This window comes from Candidatus Palauibacter sp., assembly GCF_965261555.1.
Taxonomy (GTDB): Bacteria; Gemmatimonadota; Gemmatimonadetes; order Palauibacterales; family Palauibacteraceae; genus Palauibacter.
Genome location: NZ_OZ253465.1, coordinates 2,345,113 through 2,361,902, shown reverse-complemented (window position 1 = coordinate 2,361,902; position 16,790 = coordinate 2,345,113). Strand labels below are relative to the sequence as shown.

15 protein-coding genes are annotated in these 16,790 nt (G+C 70.8%); 3 read left to right on the top strand and 12 right to left on the bottom strand.

The window, feature by feature from the left end; translation table 11 throughout:
* Positions 1-39: 39 nt before the first annotated feature.
* Complete coding sequence (locus tag ACQY5G_RS10200) at positions 40-813, top strand: anti-sigma factor family protein (RefSeq protein ID WP_428273644.1); 774 nt, start codon at positions 40-42, stop codon at positions 811-813.
* A 79-nt stretch (positions 814-892) separates the two neighbouring features.
* The gene (locus tag ACQY5G_RS10195; protein WP_428273642.1) at positions 893-3,214 is read left to right on the top strand and encodes a carboxypeptidase regulatory-like domain-containing protein; all 2,322 of its coding nucleotides are present in this window, start codon (positions 893-895) and stop codon (positions 3,212-3,214) included.
* Here the strand turns inward: ACQY5G_RS10195 and ACQY5G_RS10190 are convergent.
* The 8 genes from ACQY5G_RS10190 to ACQY5G_RS10155 all read right to left on the bottom strand — a co-directional run bounded on the left by ACQY5G_RS10190 (position 3,147) and on the right by ACQY5G_RS10155 (position 10,172).
* Positions 3,147-4,514: a RecQ family ATP-dependent DNA helicase gene (locus ACQY5G_RS10190; RefSeq protein ID WP_428273640.1), complete on the bottom strand. Its 1,368-nt coding sequence runs from the start codon at positions 4,512-4,514 to the stop codon at positions 3,147-3,149. The genes ACQY5G_RS10195 and ACQY5G_RS10190 overlap by 68 nt on opposite strands.
* 87 nt (positions 4,515-4,601) lie before the next feature.
* On the bottom strand, positions 4,602-4,790 hold the full coding sequence (locus tag ACQY5G_RS10185; RefSeq protein ID WP_428273638.1) for a hypothetical protein: 189 nt from the start codon (positions 4,788-4,790) through the stop codon (positions 4,602-4,604).
* A 5-nt stretch (positions 4,791-4,795) separates the two neighbouring features.
* Positions 4,796-5,482: a hypothetical protein gene (locus ACQY5G_RS10180; protein WP_428273636.1), complete on the bottom strand. Its 687-nt coding sequence runs from the start codon at positions 5,480-5,482 to the stop codon at positions 4,796-4,798.
* Positions 5,479-6,291 carry an enoyl-CoA hydratase/isomerase family protein gene (locus ACQY5G_RS10175; protein ID WP_428273634.1) on the bottom strand — a complete coding sequence of 271 codons (813 nt, stop codon included), beginning with the start codon at positions 6,289-6,291 and terminating at the stop codon, positions 5,479-5,481. Before ACQY5G_RS10175 ends, ACQY5G_RS10180 begins: the two co-directional genes overlap by 4 nt.
* 28 nt (positions 6,292-6,319) lie before the next feature.
* Positions 6,320-6,655 (bottom strand): AtuA-related protein, encoded by a 336-nt coding sequence (locus ACQY5G_RS10170; RefSeq protein ID WP_428273632.1) that lies wholly within the window; start codon positions 6,653-6,655, stop codon positions 6,320-6,322.
* A gap of 2 nt (positions 6,656-6,657) precedes the next feature.
* Complete coding sequence (locus ACQY5G_RS10165) at positions 6,658-8,130, bottom strand: acyclic terpene utilization AtuA family protein (RefSeq protein WP_428273630.1); 1,473 nt, start codon at positions 8,128-8,130, stop codon at positions 6,658-6,660.
* Complete coding sequence (locus tag ACQY5G_RS10160) at positions 8,127-9,737, bottom strand: acyl-CoA carboxylase subunit beta (RefSeq protein ID WP_428273628.1); 1,611 nt, start codon at positions 9,735-9,737, stop codon at positions 8,127-8,129. The genes ACQY5G_RS10165 and ACQY5G_RS10160 overlap by 4 nt, the downstream gene beginning before the upstream one ends.
* A 9-nt stretch (positions 9,738-9,746) precedes the next feature.
* Positions 9,747-10,172, bottom strand: coding sequence for a cobalamin B12-binding domain-containing protein (locus ACQY5G_RS10155; protein ID WP_420617479.1), 426 nt, complete (start codon positions 10,170-10,172; stop codon positions 9,747-9,749).
* Positions 10,173-10,354: 182 nt separating this feature from the next.
* Here ACQY5G_RS10155 and ACQY5G_RS10150 point away from each other — a divergent pair, with 182 nt between their 5' ends.
* Positions 10,355-11,461, top strand: coding sequence for an AI-2E family transporter (locus ACQY5G_RS10150; RefSeq protein ID WP_428273626.1), 1,107 nt, complete (start codon positions 10,355-10,357; stop codon positions 11,459-11,461).
* A gap of 55 nt (positions 11,462-11,516) precedes the next feature.
* Here the strand turns inward: ACQY5G_RS10150 and ACQY5G_RS10145 are convergent, their stop codons facing one another.
* From ACQY5G_RS10145 to ACQY5G_RS10130, 4 genes are all read right to left on the bottom strand, one after another.
* Positions 11,517-12,584 carry a threonine aldolase family protein gene (locus tag ACQY5G_RS10145; RefSeq protein ID WP_428273624.1) on the bottom strand — a complete coding sequence of 356 codons (1,068 nt, stop codon included), beginning with the start codon at positions 12,582-12,584 and terminating at the stop codon, positions 11,517-11,519.
* Positions 12,581-14,257: an amidase family protein gene (locus ACQY5G_RS10140; RefSeq protein WP_428273622.1), complete on the bottom strand. Its 1,677-nt coding sequence runs from the start codon at positions 14,255-14,257 to the stop codon at positions 12,581-12,583. The genes ACQY5G_RS10145 and ACQY5G_RS10140 overlap by 4 nt, the downstream gene beginning before the upstream one ends.
* Before the next feature lie 129 nt (positions 14,258-14,386).
* Entirely contained in the window at positions 14,387-15,580 is a 1,194-nt protein-coding gene (locus ACQY5G_RS10135) for an aminotransferase class V-fold PLP-dependent enzyme (RefSeq protein ID WP_428273620.1), read from the bottom strand.
* Positions 15,581-15,588: 8 nt separating this feature from the next.
* Complete coding sequence (locus ACQY5G_RS10130; RefSeq protein ID WP_428273618.1) at positions 15,589-16,785, bottom strand: dicarboxylate/amino acid:cation symporter; 1,197 nt, start codon at positions 16,783-16,785, stop codon at positions 15,589-15,591.
* Positions 16,786-16,790 lie beyond the last annotated feature (5 nt).

Below are 16,790 nucleotides of genomic sequence, written 5' to 3'. Positions count from 1 at the left end.
GCGACTGGAAATCTGCGTCGAAAATAGTGAGGATTGAGTATGTCTACGCGTGAACGGCCACCTGTCGACGACGGAGTGCTGCTCGCTCTGCTCGACGGTGAGCTGACCACAGCCGAACGGAGATCCGTCGAGAGGCAAGTGGCGGCGTGCCCGGAATCCGCGGCGCGCCGCGACGAACTGCGCTTCCTGACGCGGCGTGCGACCGCGGCGCTCGACCTGCTCTCGGTGCCGGAATCGCGGCTCGAGATGCCGGCGGCGCTGCGGGAAGCGGCGCGCCGGGCGCCGGCGCCTCTCGCAGGCGCGAGGGCGCGACGCTGGGCGAGGCTGAGCCGCCGCTCCGTCGCGGTGGCTGCGGGGATCACGCTTCTCGTCGCCGCGGGTGCCTACGCGGTGCCGGGATCGCCGGTCAGGGGCTGGGTCGACGACGGCATCGATGTGGTTGCGGCCTGGATCGCGGGCGATCCCCAGGTCGCCGGAGATTCCGGGCCTTCCCAGGTGTCGGTGGTCCCCCGCGAGGGCGCCGTGCGCATCATGATCGTCGGCGGGCACGAAGGCACGCGGTTGACCGTCGAACTGTCCGACGATGAGACGGCGACGGTGGCGGCCCGTGACGCGAGCTTCCACGTGGAGCCGGGCGTCATCGAGCTCGCGGGAGCGGTGGATGAGATCCGCGTAACCTTGCCGCGGGACGCCGCGGTCGGTTCTGTAGTCATCGACGAGCGCGAGGTCGTCCGCCTCGAGAGCGGAGAGTTGCGACGCACGGATTCGGCGGCTGCGAGCCCCGTGGAGATCTTTCTCGGCACCGACGGGTAGCAGCGCAGGTAACGGACGCCGCAGTGGTGGACAACGGTGACCTGACGATCTGAGCAACCCTCGAGGGGTGGATCCCGGGATGACGAAGCCCATGTACCGAAGCCCCGGGCCCGTCTCCCACCCGTGGCGGTTCGCCCTGCTCCTCGGCCCGGTTTCGACCTGCTTCTTCGCTCCGCCGCTTCTCGCTCAGGATCCCCCGACCTCCCCCTCTTCGGAGGACACTCCGGCCGTCGGCACCGTCTTCGGCCGCGTGCTGCGCGCCGAGACCCAGACGCCGATCGCGGCCGCTTCCGTGGAAATCCGCCTGCCCGCGTTTTCCTGGTTCCTCGTGACGGATGACGAAGGCTTCTACCGGGCGGATGGGATTCCGGCGGGACCCGTCTTTCTCGTCGCGCGGGCGCTGGATCGCGATCCGCTCGCCGCCAGCGTCGTGGTCCCCGCGGGCGGCGACGTCCCGCTCGACCTGGCTCTGGAGCGGCGGCCCGTCGCGATGCCGAGCCTGTTCGCCCACATCGTCGCACGGCGGTTGTCCGCTCCCGGCCTCACGCGCGCCGGGTTCCGGGAGGAGGGAGAAACGGAACTCCGCGCGCTGGATTCGTCTCCGGGCGTGGCGGAGGCGGGTCTGACGCTGGATGATGCCGGCATCGACCCCGCGGACCCGACAAGCGTGCTCTACGTGCGGGGCGCCGCGTCCGACCTGAAGCTCGTGCTGCTCGATGGCGCGCCTGTCTACGCGCCGTTCCACCTCAGCGGACTCCTCGACGCCTTTCCCGACGGCGTGCTCGACGAGGCGTCCCTGTACATCGGTGGGACGCCGGCCCGGTACGACGGGGGACTCTCCTACGTCCTCGACCTCAAGATCCGGGAGGGAGACGCGGAGAGCTTCCGCGTCGCCGGCGCGGCCGACGTTCTGGGCGGCACCCTGCGGGCGGAGGGCCCGATCGGACCCGCCGGGCGGATGCTCCTCAGCGGCCGGGCACTTCACGGACTCGGCTATCCGATGATCACGAACGAGCAGGAAATGCCGTACGGGTACGGCGACCTCCTGGGCCGGCTCGACTATCGTCTGGGGCCGGGGAAGTTCACGGCCACCGGGTTCTGGAACCGCGAGTCCGTGCTCCTCGACATCGGGCGGCTGGAGGACGCGGGGGCGGTGGAGTCGGCCTACTGGGGCAACCTGGCGGGGTCCGCGAGCTATCGCGTCCCGCTGGCCGACGGCACGTTCACGCTGAGGGGCGCTCACGGACGGTTCGGCACGGGCCTGCCGTTGCCGCGCGACAAGGAACTGGACTTCGAGGCCTCCTTCGCGGACGTCATCGCACGGACCGTACGAACCCGCACCGAGGCGCTGTTCGAATCGGGAGGCCGCGAGCTTCGCTGGGCCGCAGGCGGTGGCTTCGACTCGTACGAGACCGTGGTGGACCGGCGGACGGTCCTCGGCGGCAGCACGGCGCACGACCTGATCCACGCGGTGCGACGCGCCGACGTGGTGGCCGGCTGGGGCGAGGCGATCTGGGAGGTGGCGCCCCAGGTCGAGGTGAGGGGGGGATTCCGGACCAGCTATTTCGCCTCCTCCCGCCGCGCGAAGTTCGCGCCGCGGGGCACCGTCACCTGGCACCCGACGGAAGCGGTGGACCTCCGCGTCTCCGCCGGAAGGTTCTTTCAGGTGGTGCGCGGGCCGGAATCCATCCTTTCGGGAGACCTCACCGGACCCACCATCGGCGGCGTCCTGCCCACGCTGAATCGCGACGGGGTCCCGCCGTCGACCCCGGGGTCCAGCATCGCGGATGCCTCTCACCTGGTGGTCGGGTTGGCGAACTCGCTCGAGAACGGCGTCGATGTCGGCTTCGAAACCTATTTCAAGTCCTTCGACGATCTCCCCGACGCCAATCAGCTCCACTCCTTGGGCATGGATCTGTGGGCCCAGGCGAAGGAGGGTCCGGTCCGGGGCTGGGTCGGCTACTCGATCGCCTTCGTGCGGACGGACGATCCGGAAGAAGAGACCCCGCTCGTGGGCCGGCAACTCCTGAGCGGCGGCCTCTCCTCGAGCGTCCGCGAGTTCGATTTCGGCATCCGGCTCGCGTACGGGGCCGGACTCTCCTTCGCGTCGGTGACGGCGGGACCCGAGGAGACAGGCGCCCCGAGCGGCGACGATCTGCCGGTGCTCTCGGGCGCGCCGGAGGATTCGTATCTCCGAGTCGACGCGGAGATCTCGCGACGCTGGGTCGCGAGCATCGGCCGCTCGTCCGTCGAGATCGCCCCCTACGTGCGCGTGCTCAACGCGCTGGACCGCCGGGACGCGCTCTTCTATCAGACGACGGCGGATCAGCCGCTCACCCGTCCCGCTCCGCTCGCCTCCCTCCCCGTGATCGCCATCTTCGGCGTGTCGTGGTCGTTCTGACGGGCCGGCCCGCGGCGCGCGCGGGCGCGGCCCGGTCACGGTCGCAGTTGTCGCATCCATCGCAGACCGGAGCGCGTTCGCCGAAGTAGGCGGCGATGGCCGCCCGGCGGCAGGCGGCGGTCTCGATGTAGGCGCGGATCGCGGCGCGCCGTTCGGCGTCGACGGCGGCCCGGTCGGAGCCGGGCGGCGGGCGGCCCGGCCGGGGACGTTCGCGCCGGCCGAACGGAAGGGCACGGCGGCGCTTCTCGCGGATCGCGACCATCACGCAGCGCGCGGGTTCGCCGTCGCGGCCGGCGCGACCCGCTTCCTGGACGTACTCCTCCAGCGACCCCGGGGCGCCGAGATGCGCGACGAGGCGCACGTGCGGGTGGTCGATCCCCATGCCGAACGCGGTCGTGGCGCAGACCACGCGAATGCTCCCGTCCAGGAAGGCCCGCTGCGTCGCCTGGCGCCGTTCGATCGGCAGACGCGCATGGTACGGCGCGCTCGGCACCCCCGTCCTCGAGAGCGCGATCGCAAGCTGCGCGCTCAGTCCCCGGGTGCGCGCGTAGACGACCGCCGACGCTCCCCGGCACGCCGTCACCTCGCGCCGCACGCACCGATAGGCTTCGCGCGTATCGGAGGCCATCTCCACGGAGTAGCGCAGGTTCGGGCGGTTCGCGGGCACGAAGATGCGGATCGCCCCTTCCATCCCCAGAAACCGCTCGATCTCGCGCCGCGTCCGCCACGTCGCGGTAGCGGTGAGGGCCGTCAGCGGCGGGCTCCCCATCCTCTCCCTCGCGCGCCCGATCCGCAGGTACGAGGGACGGAAGTCGTGCCCCCACTGGGAAACGCAGTGCGCCTCGTCCACGGCGATGCCCCCCACGCCGACCTCACGCAGGCGATCGCAGACGGCCCGGCTCTCCAGGCGCTCGGGCGCGAGATACAAGAGGTCGAGTTCGCCCCGACGAGCGCGGTCGAGCGCCTTGTTCACCTCTTCCCGCGGCGTGGCGCTCGTCCAGCCGAGCACCCGCATGCCGCGGCGCACGGCCCCGGCCACCTGATCCTCGATGAGCGAGATGAGCGGCGAAACGACGAGGGTCGCTCGCGGACGCAGCAGCGCCGGGATCTGGAAGCACGCCGATTTCCCGAAGCCCGTCGGAAGGACCGCGAGCGTGTCCCGGCCGCTGAGGACGGCTTCCACGACGCGCGACTGGGCGGGGCGGAAGTCGTCGTAGCCGAACCGTTCTCTCAGGAGGTCGCGCGCGTCCTGGAGCGTGGCCGCGGGGCGGCCCGAGGCGGTGCCTTCGTCGGTATCCACACCCCTCGATGCGCCATGCGATCAACGCCGGCTCAACGCGGGGACGCGGCCCCGGGTCCGGGGAGCGCCACCTGCCGCGGGGGCGGGTCAGGCGTTCGTTCGCCCCAGGCGGAGAACGACGGCCGCGACGAGGAGGCCGCAGCCCGCGCCGGCCACGAAATCCTGCTCCGTGAACGCGCCGATGAACCATGTGGCGCCCCCGGCCAGACCGAGCCCGACCTGCAGCCGCAGCCACCAGTCGCGGCGGGACGTCGACGCCTCAGGCCGGTCGTCCAATTCCGCTATTCGTCGATCGGGCGGGCAACCGGCGTCTCGTCGCCCGCTTCCCCCCAGCCCAGCGTCGCACCGGCGATCGCCCCCCACAGCACGTTGACCGCAAGGATGGAGAAGACGACGAACACGCCCCGCCCCGCGTAGAGCGCGAGCGCGGACACGAGCGGGAGCTCCCCTCTCGCGAAGTCCAGCGCGGGCTCGCCGATCGCGAGCCGGATGACGACGTAGAAGGTCGGCGCCAGGGCGAACATCGCGCCGCGAGCGGCCGGCGATCCCGGCATGTGCGTGTAGAGCACGCCGAGCATGAGGCCCCAGACCGCGCCGCTCCCGAGGTGCGACAGGAACTCCGCTCCCGTCCACCCCGAAGTCAGTCCCATGCTCAGCGCTCCGACGGAGCCGAACGTCGCCACGACCGCGCGCGCCGCGGCGGAAACCCCGGCGCCGAGGAGTCCGCCGAGCAGTCCGAGCCCGAGGCGGGCGCTCAGGTCGAGCCGGCCCTCGGCCTCCGCGCCGTACGCGCCGCCTCCGAGGAGCACGCCCGCCGCGGCGAGCCCCGCGATGAGCAGGAGGACGGCGAGCGTGAGCGGCGCCCCGTCCGTCCCGAGGAGGACGATGCCCGACGCTCCGGCGCCCAGCGCCCCGACCCGCCACAGGAAAGCCGACCCCGCCGCCGAAGCCACGCCCGTTTCGCTCATGCTCCCTCCCCTTTCTCCCGTTTCCCGCCCTTCTCCCGCTTGCCACGGGCTGCCAAGAACCGGCGGATCCCGGCCTGGCAGTCGTCCGTCATGCGGGCGACGGCGTTCACGCGGGCGCCGGTCGCCACCGCGGCCTCGAAGCTCTGCCCCTCCGTGCCGTAGAGCAGCTTCTTCGTGAGCGCGAGCGCGGAGGCGCTCCGCCCGGCGAGTTCGGCCAGGAAGGCGGCGCTCTCGGCCTCGAACTCCGCGTCCGCATGGATCCGATTCACGAGCCCCAGCCGCGACGCCTCCGCCGCATCGATCGTGTCCCCGAGCGACATCAACTCGAAGGCGCGCTTCTCCCCGAGATTCCGGCGCAGGATCGCCGTCACCATCGCGGGCACGAAACCGAGCCGCACCTCCGGGTAGCCGAACCGGGCGCTCTCCGCCGCGAGCACGAGATCGCACGCCGTCGCGAGGCCGCACCCGCCGGCGAGCGCGCGGCCGTGCACGATCGCGACGACCGGCTTCGAGAGCTTCCTCAGCAGCGTGAAGAGTTCACCCAGCGCCTCCGCCTCCCGCAGGCTGGCCATGACCCCTTCCTCGACCGAAGCCTGCACCTCCGCCAGGTCCGCGCCCGCGCAGAAGTCGGGGCCGCGCCCCCCGATCCCGACCACGCGCACCCGGGCGTCCGCCTCGGCGAGCGCGAGCGCCTCCTTAAGTTCCGCGACGAGCGCCCCGCTCAGCGCATTTCGGCGCTCCGCGCGATCGAGATGGATCCGGTTCACGCCGGTCCGTTCGTCGATCTCTATCTCGAGGTATTCGAACATGAGCCTCTCGGAATCCCTGAACCGCGCCTCAGTCCGCCGAGCCGTCCAGGAGATGGTCCGGCACGTCGATCTCCATCCTGAGCAGGGCCGTGGCGAACGTCTTCCCCTGGGCATCGAGCATCAGCGACACCGTCCCGCCCCCTCCCAGCGAGCGGTGGAGGAGGAAGTTGAGCGCACGCAGGTTGGGAAGCTCGAAACGCTCGACCTCGCCCTCGCAGATTCCATTGAAGTGATACTTCACACGTTCAGCAGTAACTTCTTTTACTAAAAACGGATAAATGGATGGACGAAAAGCGATAAGTCCTACGTTCGCCGTGTCTCCCTTGTCTCCCGAACGGGCAAACGCGATCTCCTTCAGCTGCACTCTCACAGCTCCATCGTCTCCACTCTGACGTTAGCCTCCACGACTCCGCGGTCGATGAGCGCGGGCCAGTATGCGACGACCTCCTGCACGCGGGGACGGCCGCCCGCGAAGCCGGTGACGGTGGGCGGACCCGCGAGGATGAGGGGCGCGATCTCCCGGCTGAAGCGCGACACGGCGTGGCGGTCCGGACTGCGGACGCCGACCCGCAGCGTGACCTCGGGCAGGTCGTCGGAGGGGGCGCCGGCGAGCGGCCCGTGGCAGGCGCCGGCGCCGACGAGTTCCGTCCGGATCTCGTCGAACTCGAGCCCCAGGTGCCGCAGCCGGCCCCGCAGGATCTCGTCCGCGCGCCGTGCCTTGTCCACCGCATCGGGCCAGGCGTAGGTCAGGGCGCCCACCGCCTTGAAGCCGTCGTGGTACGCGATGGACACCTTGAGCTTGTCCGTGCGCGAGCGGCCGGCCACGCCTTCGATCCGGACCCGGTCATTCCCCAGGTCGCGAAGACGGATGGTCGAGAAGTCCGCGACCACATCGGGCGTGATGTACTCGCGCGGGTCGCCGAGTTCGTACACGATCTGCTCCGCGACGGTCGCCCACGTCACCCGTCCGCCGAGCTCCGGGTGCTTCGTCACCACGAAGGTCCCGTCCTCTTCCGCCTCGATGATGGGATAGCCCGGGAGGGTGAGGTCGATCTCCCGCCAGTCGACGAGCGAGTTCCCGCCGGAGGCCTGGCACCCGCATTCGTTGATGTGTCCGGCGACGACCCCGTGCGCGAGCCGGTCCCAGTCGTCGGCCGGCCAGGAGAACTCGTGCATTAGCGGCGCGTAGGTGAGCGCGGTATCCGTCGAGCGCCCGGCCACGACGATGTCCGCCTCCTGCCGCAGCGCCTCGACGATCGGTTCGGCGCCGAGGTACGCGTTCGCGGCGGCCACCCGGTCGCGGACGGTCGAGAGCGGCTCGCCCGTCTCCATGTGGCGGAGTTCGTGTCCCGCCGCGAGGAGGTCGTCGAGCGAGTCCATGAGGTCGTCGCCCGTGATCACCGCCACGCGGGGCCGGCGTGGCAGCGACTGATCCGCGAACGCGAACCCGAGTTCGGCCCGGCATCCCTCCGGGTTCACGCCGCCCGCGTTGGAGACCACGCGGACCTCCTTCTCGAGGAGATCGCCGATGAGGTCGTCCATCAGGGACACGAAGTCGCGCGCATAACCGGCAGCCGGATCCCGGTCCCGCTGCTTCTGCATGATCGACATCGTGATCTCGGCCAGGTAGTCGAGCATCAGGTAGTCGATCGCGCCGCGCCGCACCTGCAGCTTGGGCGCCTCCTGCCAGTCTCCCCAGAACCCCTGTCCCGATGCGACGCGCACCCGGCGGCCGCCGTCGGGCGCCACGCGGGCCGGGAGCGGCCGCTCCTCGAGCCCCACCGCGGCCGACGCCTCTTCGAGCGCGAGGGCTTCCGGCGCCCCGGGCTGCGCGTTCACAGGCTGTCCGGGAGGGTGAAGGGTCCGAGATGCGGGCCCGGGTTGCCGAGCGAACAGCGCAGCGCGAGCGACAGCACCGCCCGCGTGTCCTCCGGGGTCACGATCGCGTCCACGAAGCCGCGCGCGGCCGCGTATTTCGCATCGAGTTGCTCCTCGTAGTTCTCCCGCGTCCGTTCGATCGCGGCCGCCGTCTCCTCATCCAGTTCTCCGCCCGCCGCCTCCTCGAGCTTGCGTCCGAACGCGGCCTGTACCGCGGCCTCTCCCTCCATCACTCCCATCCGCCCCGTCGGCCACGTGAAGATGAAGTCGGGATCGAACCCCTGCGCCGCCATCGCGTAGTACCCCGCGCCGCTCGCGTGGTTGACCGTGAGCACGATCTTCGGCACGCGGGCCGTCGCCATCGACTCGACCATGCGCGCGCCCGCCCGGATGATCCCGGACTGCTCCGCCTTCGGCCCGACCATGAACCCGCTCACATCCTGCACGAAGAGGAGCGGCGTGTCGTGCCGGTCGCAGAGATCCATGAAATACGCCACCTTCTCCGCGCTCTCCGTGTACACGATCCCGCCGAACTTCGGCGGTTCGCCGGCCTCGCCCCGGAACATGCCCCGCCGGTTCGCGATGACCCCCACCCGGAAGCCGTCGATGTGCCCCGTGCCCGTGAGCATCTCCGGCGCGCGGTCCGCCTGGAACTCCTCGAACGGACCCTCGTCGAGGACCATCTCGAGGACCGCCTCCATGTCGAAGGGCTGCCGGTGGTCGCCGGGCAGGAGCGCGTAGGCTTCCTCCGCGGGGCGCGCCGCTTCGCGCGCTTCGATGGCGGGGTCCGGACGGAGGCCGGCGGGGAGGCCGGCGACGAGCGAGCGGACCTTCTCGATGCAGGCGTTGTCGTCCTCCACCCGGTAGTGCGCCACGCCGCTCACGCGGTTGTGCATCAGCGCCCCGCCGAGTTCCTCGGCCTCGACCTCCTGCCCGGTCGCCCCCTTCACGAGGTTCGGCCCGCCGAGACCCATGAAGCTCGTCCCCTCGACCATCACGATCACGTCCGAGAGGGCGGGGAGATAGGCGCCCCCCGCGATGCACTGGCCCATCACGGCGGAGATCTGCGGCACCTCGAGGTAGTGTCGCATGATCGAGTTGTAGTAGAAGATGCGGCTCGCGCCGTACTGCCCGGGGAAGACCCCGCCCTGGTACGGCAGGTTCACGCCGGCCGAATCCACGAGATAGACGATCGGCACGCGGCACCGCATCGCGATCTCCTGCGCCCGCAGGATCTTCGTGATCGTCTCGGGCCACCAGCTCCCGGCCTTCACCGTCTGGTCGTTCGCGACGATGACGACCTCGCGCCCGCAGACCTCGCCCACCCCGGTGACGACGCCGGCGGCGGGCGCCTTGCCGTCGTACCGGTCGTGCGCGATGAGGAGGCCGATCTCGAGGAAGCCGCCGCCCTCGTCGATGAGGAGGTCGACCCGCTCGCGGGCGGTGAGCTTGCCCTGGGCATGCTGCCGGGCCACGCGCTCCTCCCCGCCCCCACGCTGGATCCGGGCTTCCAGTTCGCGCAGTTCGGCGACGAGCGCGCCCATCCGGCTGTCGTCGTTATCCCCCACCGGCCGCGGCTAGCCCTTCGCCCCGGAGGCTTCGCGCCCGCTCTCCTCGAACCAGGCGCGGATGTAGTCGACGGCCTCGGAAGTGGAGGTCCCCGGCCCGAAGAGGCGACCGACGCCGAGGTCGGTCAGCGCCTCCATGTCCTCGGCGGGGATGATTCCTCCCCCGGTGAGAAGGACCCCGTCCATCCCCTGCCCGTCGAGGAGCGACTTCACGCGCGGGAAGAGCGTCATGTGCGCGCCCGACAGGATCGAGAGGGCCACGACGTCCACGTCCTCCTGGAGCGCGGTGGCGGCGATCATCTCCGGCGTCTGGTGGAGTCCCGTGTAGATGACCTCCATCCCCGCGTCCTGGAGGGCGGCCGCCATCACCTTCGCACCACGGTCGTGGCCATCGAGCCCCGGCTTGGCCACGAGCACACGGATCTTCGGTTCGATCAAGCGCTTCTTCCCGGCAGTTCGTTTCGGGAGTTCATCCCGGAAATTCGCGGTCACCTTCGCGGTCACGAGGGAACGGTCGAAACTATCCGCGGAAAGGCGCGCGCTGCAACGACGATCCGGCGTCGGCGCCCGCCGTCTCCGGGGTTGCCTCCGCCCGCTCCGGCCCGCACCCTCGTTCCATGCGCGACGACGCCACACGAGTACACCGGACCCTTCTGAACCTGGCGGCCTTCGTCATCATCGTGGCCGGGATGCGGGCCGCCAGCTGGCTGATCGTCTCCTTCGTGCTCGCGCTCTTTCTCACCATCCTGTGCTCCACGCCGCTCCGCTGGATGACGGACCACCGCGTTCCCAAGTCCGTCGCGGTCCTCGCCCTGGTGCTCGTCATCCTCGCCCTCGGGACCGTGGCGGGGGGACTCATCGCGACCCCTCTCGTCGAACTCGGGCGCACGGAGGCGCAACTCGACCGGCTCTTCGCGGAGCAGGTCGAGACGGTGGAGGCCACGCTGAGCGACTACATGGTGCGCTTCGGGCTCCAGTCGCCGCTGCTCGACACCAACGAACTCATCTCGATCTCGCCGAGCTGGGTGCTCGGCCTGATGCGGCAGCTCGTCGAGAACCTGGGGTTCATCCTCGCCAACGGGTTCCTGATCATCCTCACGATGGTCTTCATGCTGCTCGAGGTCTCGAGCTTCCCCACCAAGGTGCGGGTCGCCTTCGGCGAGGCCGATGCGACGGAGGCACGGGAGAACTGGGAGAAGGTCGGGACCGCGGTTCGGCGCTACGTCGTGCTGAAGACGATCGTCAGCCTCGGCACCGGTCTCTGCATCGGGGGACTCATGGCGCTTCTGGGCGTCAACTACCCGATTCTGTGGGGCGTGCTCGCGTTCCTGCTCAACTACGTGCCCAACATCGGGTCCTTCATCGCGGCCGTGCCGGCCGTGCTCGTCGCGTGGCTCACGATGGGGGTCGGGACGGCGGTCGCCGCCGCGGCCGGGTTCCTCGTCGTCAACGTCCTCTGGGGCAACCTCATCGAGCCGAAGGTCATGGGGTACAGCGTGGGCCTGTCGACGCTCGTCGTCTTCGCTTCGCTCGTCTTCTGGGGCTGGGTCCTGGGGCCCGTGGGGATGCTGCTGTCGGTACCGCTCACAGTGATGTTCCGCATCGTGCTCGGGACGAACGAGTCCACCCGCTGGATCGCGGTCCTGCTCGGCTCGGAGCGGTCGGACGAGATCACGCAGGCGATCGACGCCGAAGTCGCCGTCGCGCTCGGGAAGGGCAGTTAGGCCGGCCGCGCGACCAGGCCGCTGCGGCCAGGCGACTGCGGCCAGGCCACTGGGTCTAGGCGGCGGCGCGGCGGAAGACCTCGAGTGCGCCCGCTACATCGTCATCCGTCGTGTGGAGGTGGGGGATGACCCGCAGATCCCGCCGGCTGTAGGCGTTCAGCAGGACACCCGCCTCCCGGCAGCGCCCGGCGAACTCCGGCGCGTCGACCGCCGTCGTCCGGAAGCGGACGATGTTCGTCTCCACGCCCTCGACATCGACCTCCAGTCCCGGGATCGCGGCGAGTCCGCGGGCCAGCCTCGTCGCCCGGGCGTGATCCTCCGCGAGCCGTTCGCGGTGGTGCTCGAGTGCGTACAGGGCGCCGGCGGCCACGATCCCCGCCTGCCGGAAGCCCCCGCCGTAGAGCTGCTTGAAGCGGCGGGCGCGCTCGATGAGATCGGCCGAGCCGGCGAGCGCGGAACCCAGCGGGGCGCCGAGCGCCTTTGAGAAGCAGACGTTCACCGTGTCGAAGCCCGCCGCGAATTCGGCCTCGGGGATGCCGGTGGCCGCGGTCGCGTTCCACAGCCGGGCGCCGTCGAGGTGGGTCGCGAGGCCGGCCTCCCGCGCGGCGGCGAGCATCTCGCGCAGGAGGTCGAGCGGCCACACGGCGCCGCCCGCCCCGTTGTGCGTGTTCTCGGCGCAGACGAGCCGCACGGGCGACTGCATGCGCGCGCGCACGGTCCCCATGTCGAGGTTGAGCGCCGCCCGCAGCGTCGCCGCGCCGAACATGCCGCGTTCGCCCTCGAGCGGCCGGATCACGACCCCGGAGACCGGCGACGGCGCGCCCCCCTCGCCGAACCAGATGTGCGCCCCCGGGCCGATGAGCACGGTGTCGCCCGGCTCCGTGTGCGCGCGCAGGGCGAGCTGGTTGCTCATGGTGCCCGTCGGCACGTACATGGCGGCTTCCTTGCCGAGGATCTCCGCCGTCCGCCGCTCCAGTTCGAGCACCGTCGGATCATCGCCGTAGCAGTCGTCCCCCACGGGCGCCGCCGCCATCGCCGCCCGCATCGCCTCCGTCGGGCGCGTGACCGTGTCGCTGCGGAGATCGATGATCTTCCCGGCCCCGTTCCCGGCCGCCGGGCTCACGACGCGAACTGCGGCGGACGCCGCAGGTGGTGCTCCGTCGCGTCCTGCACCGCCTTCGCGAGCCGCAGCGCCTCCGCGTCGCCGAACAGTCCTCCCACGAAGGAGATGCTCGTCGGCGTCCCGTCCTCCGACCGATACCCGTTGGGGATCACGACCTGCGGGTGCCCCGTGAGGTTCGTGAGCAGGAGCATCGGTCCTCCGAAGCTCGGCGTGACGACGACGTCGATCCCCTCCATCGCCCGCTCGAAGCGGTGCATGGCGATCGTGCGCAGTCGGTTCGCCTGGATGTATTCCACCGCGGGGATCATGCGTGCCTTGCGGAAGGTGTTGGGCCACGCGGCGCGCGTCTGGCGGACGAGCAGGTCGTCTCGCCCGCTCCGGGTGAGTTCGTCGAAGGCGGCCCCGGCCTCCGCGCTGAGGATGATCCGCATCGCGCCGTAGGGGATGTCGTCCGGGAGTTCGAGCGGCATGGGGTCGATCCCGAGTCCGCGGACGACCTCGAGCGAGGCTTCGTCGAACGCCTTCCACTCCTCGTCCTCCCGCTCCCCCTCGAAGGCGGAGGGCACGTACGCGACGCGGAGGTCGGAGAGCGGCCGCTCCGCGTCCCAGTCGAAGGTCACATCGCGCGCCGTGGGATCCATCCCGTCCGCGCCGTGGATCGCATGCAGGACGAGGGCGCAGTCCTCCACGCCGCGGCAGATCGGTCCCAGCTTGTCCATCGACCACGAGAGCGCCATCGCCCCGGCCCGGCTCACGCGCCCGAAGGTGGGCCGGAGCCCGGAGGCGCCGCAGCGGGTGGAGGGAGAGACGATCGAACCCAGCGTCTCGCTCCCGATCGTGAACCCGACGAGTCCCGCCACCACCGCCGAGGCGGAGCCGGCCGAGGAGCCGCTCGACCCCTGCTCCAGGTTCCACGGGTTCCTCGTCTGCCCGCCGTACCAGCGGTCTCCCTGTGCGAGTGCACCCAGGGTGAGCTTCGCCACGAGCACGGCGCCGGCCTCCTCGAGCCGCCGTCCCACCGTGGAGTCATCGGGGATGTGCTGGTCCTCGTACGGCCTGGCGCCCCACGTCGTGCGGTAGGAGTCCTCGGCGAGGAGATCCTTCGCCCCCCACGGGATCCCGTGCAGCGGCCCCCGGTAGTAGCCGCGCGCGATCTCCGCGTCCGCGCGCGCCGCCTGCCGCAGCGCGAGTTCCTCGGTGAGCGTGATCAGGCACTCGAGCGTCTCCCCGTGCGCCTTCAACCGGCCCAGGTACATCTCCGTGAGTTCCGTCGACGTCACCTGCCGGGAGCGGACGAGTTCGGCCAACTCCGTGACCGGCGCGAACGCCAGCGCTTCGAGGTCCGCCGGACGCTCGAGCCCTCGCGGGCGCGTGTAGCGGAAGACCGTCGACTCGGCCGGGTACACCGCACCCGGCAGCGCGGGCTCGAAGTGGAGGGCGGGGACGACGGAGTTCGGGATCTCGACCGTCCGCAACTCGTCGTAGCTCTCCCGGGTCCCGTTCAGGTCCTCCACCATGAGTTCGAGTTCCTCGTCCGTGAACTCGAGTCCCGCCACGCGCGCGGCGGCGGAGATATCGGCCTTGGTGAGCGCCTCCTGCCCGTCGCGCGTGCGCGCCCAGAGGGCCGCTGGGAGCGCCGTGGCCCCCAGCCCCAGCGCCGAAGCCGACGCCATGAACGCGCGTCGATCCAGCCTCGGACGGCCAGAATTACGCGATTCACTTCCGTAGTGAGCAGACAATCCCGGACTCCCGTCTTCAGTTGTCAGTGTCATGGTGCCGGCAACTACTCATGATCGCGTATCTCACGGCGCCTTCTCCCGATCCGACTGACCATACCGCGTCCGGGCGCACCACGCTTGAGCGGCTTTCACGACGCGGTCGATGTCGCTCCGGTCGTTGTAGACGCCGATGGAGAAGCGGAGCATGCCGGTGCGGATCGCGAGGCGGATGCCGGCGGCGGTCAGGTGCTCGTACAGCGAGTTCATGGCGGGGTCGTCGGCCGTGTAGTGGCGTCCGCCGCCGCTCTCGCCCACCGAGACGATGTGCGCGAGATGGGGGCCGGGCCGGCCCACCACCGGGAGGCCGAGCTCGCGGAGTCGGTCCGAGAGGTTCGCGGCAAGTCCCCGAACGTGCGCCTCCACGCGGGCCACGCCCCACGCCGAGAGGAGGTCCAGCGCCGCGTCCGTCGCCGCCGCGCCGAGGTAGTTGTAGTTGCCGACATCGAAGCGGAGCGCCGCCGCGCGGAAGCGGAGTTCGTCGTCCGAGTACGCTGTCTCGTGCGCGTCGAGTTCGATCCCGAACCGCGCCACGTGGACGGGCGTCATCGTTTCGGCCACCTCGCGCCGGACGTACAGGAAGCCGAAGCCGTACACCGAGAGGAGCGCCTTCTGCGCCGCGACGGCGAGCGCATCGACGCCCAGTTCGTCGACGTCGGTGTGCTGGGCGCCGATCGACTGCGCCGCGTCCACGAGCGTGAGCGCCCCGACCTTCCGGGCCGCGGCCGAGATCGCCGCGACGTCGGTCACGAACCCCGGCGCAAAGGTGATCGTCGGGAGCGTCACGAGCCTCGTGCGTTCGTCCATCGCCGCGGCCGTCGACCTCACCGGGACGTGCCCGTCCTCCGGCGCGACCGGCCGCACCTCGATTCCGTGCGTGCGGGCGAGGCTGTACCAGAGGTAGATGTTGTTCGGGTGCTCGAGCGCCGGACACAGGACCACGTTGTCGCCCGCCCGCCACGGGAGGCTCGCGCCGAAGAGGTTGAGGCCGTCGGAGACGTTCTTCGTGATCGCGACCTCCTCGGGAGCCGCGCCGATGAGCGACGCGAACGAGGACCGGGCGCGATTGACGGTGGCGACCATCTCGGTCTTGTCTCCCCGGCCCGACGTTCGCCCGCCCAGGTGCCGCTCGATCGCCGCCCGCACCGGTTCGGCCATGAGGGAATTCGCGGAGATGTCGAAGTAGGGCTGCTCGCTCGCGCCGGGGAAAAGCGCTCTCACGTCCCGATTCACGCTCGCCTCGCTTCGGAACGGGCGACGAGCGATGCGCCGACCATGTCGCCCATGATGTTCACCGTCGTGTTGCTCATGTCCACCAGACGGTAGATCCCGCCGACGATCGCCGCGACCTCGATCGGCAGGTTGAGCGCCTGCACGTAGATGAGCGCAACCACGAAGCCGCCGGCCGGGACCCCGCCCGTGCCGTGCGAGAGCAGCAGGCCCAGGAGCAGGATCGTGACGAAATCCGCCGGCGAAAAGGTGACGCCGGCCGCCTGCGCCGTGAAGAGGAGGACCGCCGTCAGCATGACCGAGGTCCCGTCCTTGTTGAGCTGCGCCCCGAGGGGGAGGACGAAGGAGAACACGCCGCGGGGAATGCCGAGACGGCGGGCCAACTCGAGTCCGACGGAGAGCGAGGCGAGGCTGGAGGTCGTGGCCGCGGTCGTCGCCCACAGCGAACCCGTCGAGCGCAGGAAGGGCCAGGGACGGTAGTCCGTGAAGAGCCGGAGCAGGAGCATGTACCCGGTCACGATCACGATCTGCGCTCCCCACACGCCCGCGAGGAAGCGCGCCATGGGGCCGATCAGGTCGGCTCCGTAGCGGCCCACCGTGACCGCGACGAGGGCCCCGATCCCCACCGGGGCAATCCACAGAATCATGTGGACGAGGCGCCGGAAGAGGCGCGCCGCGTCCTCGAACAGCGTGGCGAGGCGCGTGCGCGGGCCGTCTCCCAGCGCCATCGTCGCGACTCCCAGAAGGAGTGCGAGGACGACGAGTTGCACCACGTTCCCGTCCGCGAAGGCCCGGAACACGTTCGTCGGAATCATGTCCAGGAGGACGTCCCCGACGGACGGCGCGTCCCCCACCGGCCCCGAGACGGTGTCCGCCACCGGCTCCGTCAGTTGCATCCCCTCCCCCGGACGGAGGAGGGCGACGGCGCCCAGCCCCAGGGAGAGCGCGATCAGATCCGTCGCGAGGAAGTAGCCGAGCGTCTTTCCGGCGAGCCGTCCGAGCGTGCGCGTGTCCGCGAGGGAGGTGAGCCCGGCGAGGAGGTTGAAGAAGACGAGCGGCACGGCGGCCAGCACGAGAAGAGCGATGAAGAGGTCGCCGAGCGGCTGGATCGCGGCGACCCGCTCGCCAAGCATCGCGCCCAGGACGACGCCGGCGAGCATCCCGATCAGGATGCGCCCGCCCGGGCCGAGCTTCATGCCCG

Excerpts from the sequence above, each read along its gene's own strand:
- ACQY5G_RS10200 (WP_428273644.1), top strand. The coding sequence starts at position 40 with ATGTCTACGCGTGAACGGCCACCTGTCGACGACGGAGTGCTGCTCGCT.
- ACQY5G_RS10195 (WP_428273642.1), top strand. The coding sequence starts at position 893 with ATGACGAAGCCCATGTACCGAAGCCCCGGGCCCGTCTCCCACCCGTGG.
- ACQY5G_RS10180 (WP_428273636.1), bottom strand. The coding sequence starts at position 5,482 with ATGAGCGAAACGGGCGTGGCTTCGGCGGCGGGGTCGGCTTTCCTGTGG.
- ACQY5G_RS10175 (WP_428273634.1), bottom strand. The coding sequence starts at position 6,291 with ATGTTCGAATACCTCGAGATAGAGATCGACGAACGGACCGGCGTGAAC.
- ACQY5G_RS10150 (WP_428273626.1), top strand. The coding sequence starts at position 10,355 with ATGCGCGACGACGCCACACGAGTACACCGGACCCTTCTGAACCTGGCG.
- ACQY5G_RS10140 (WP_428273622.1), bottom strand. The coding sequence starts at position 14,257 with ATGGCGTCGGCTTCGGCGCTGGGGCTGGGGGCCACGGCGCTCCCAGCG.
- ACQY5G_RS10130 (WP_428273618.1), bottom strand. The coding sequence starts at position 16,785 with ATGAAGCTCGGCCCGGGCGGGCGCATCCTGATCGGGATGCTCGCCGGC.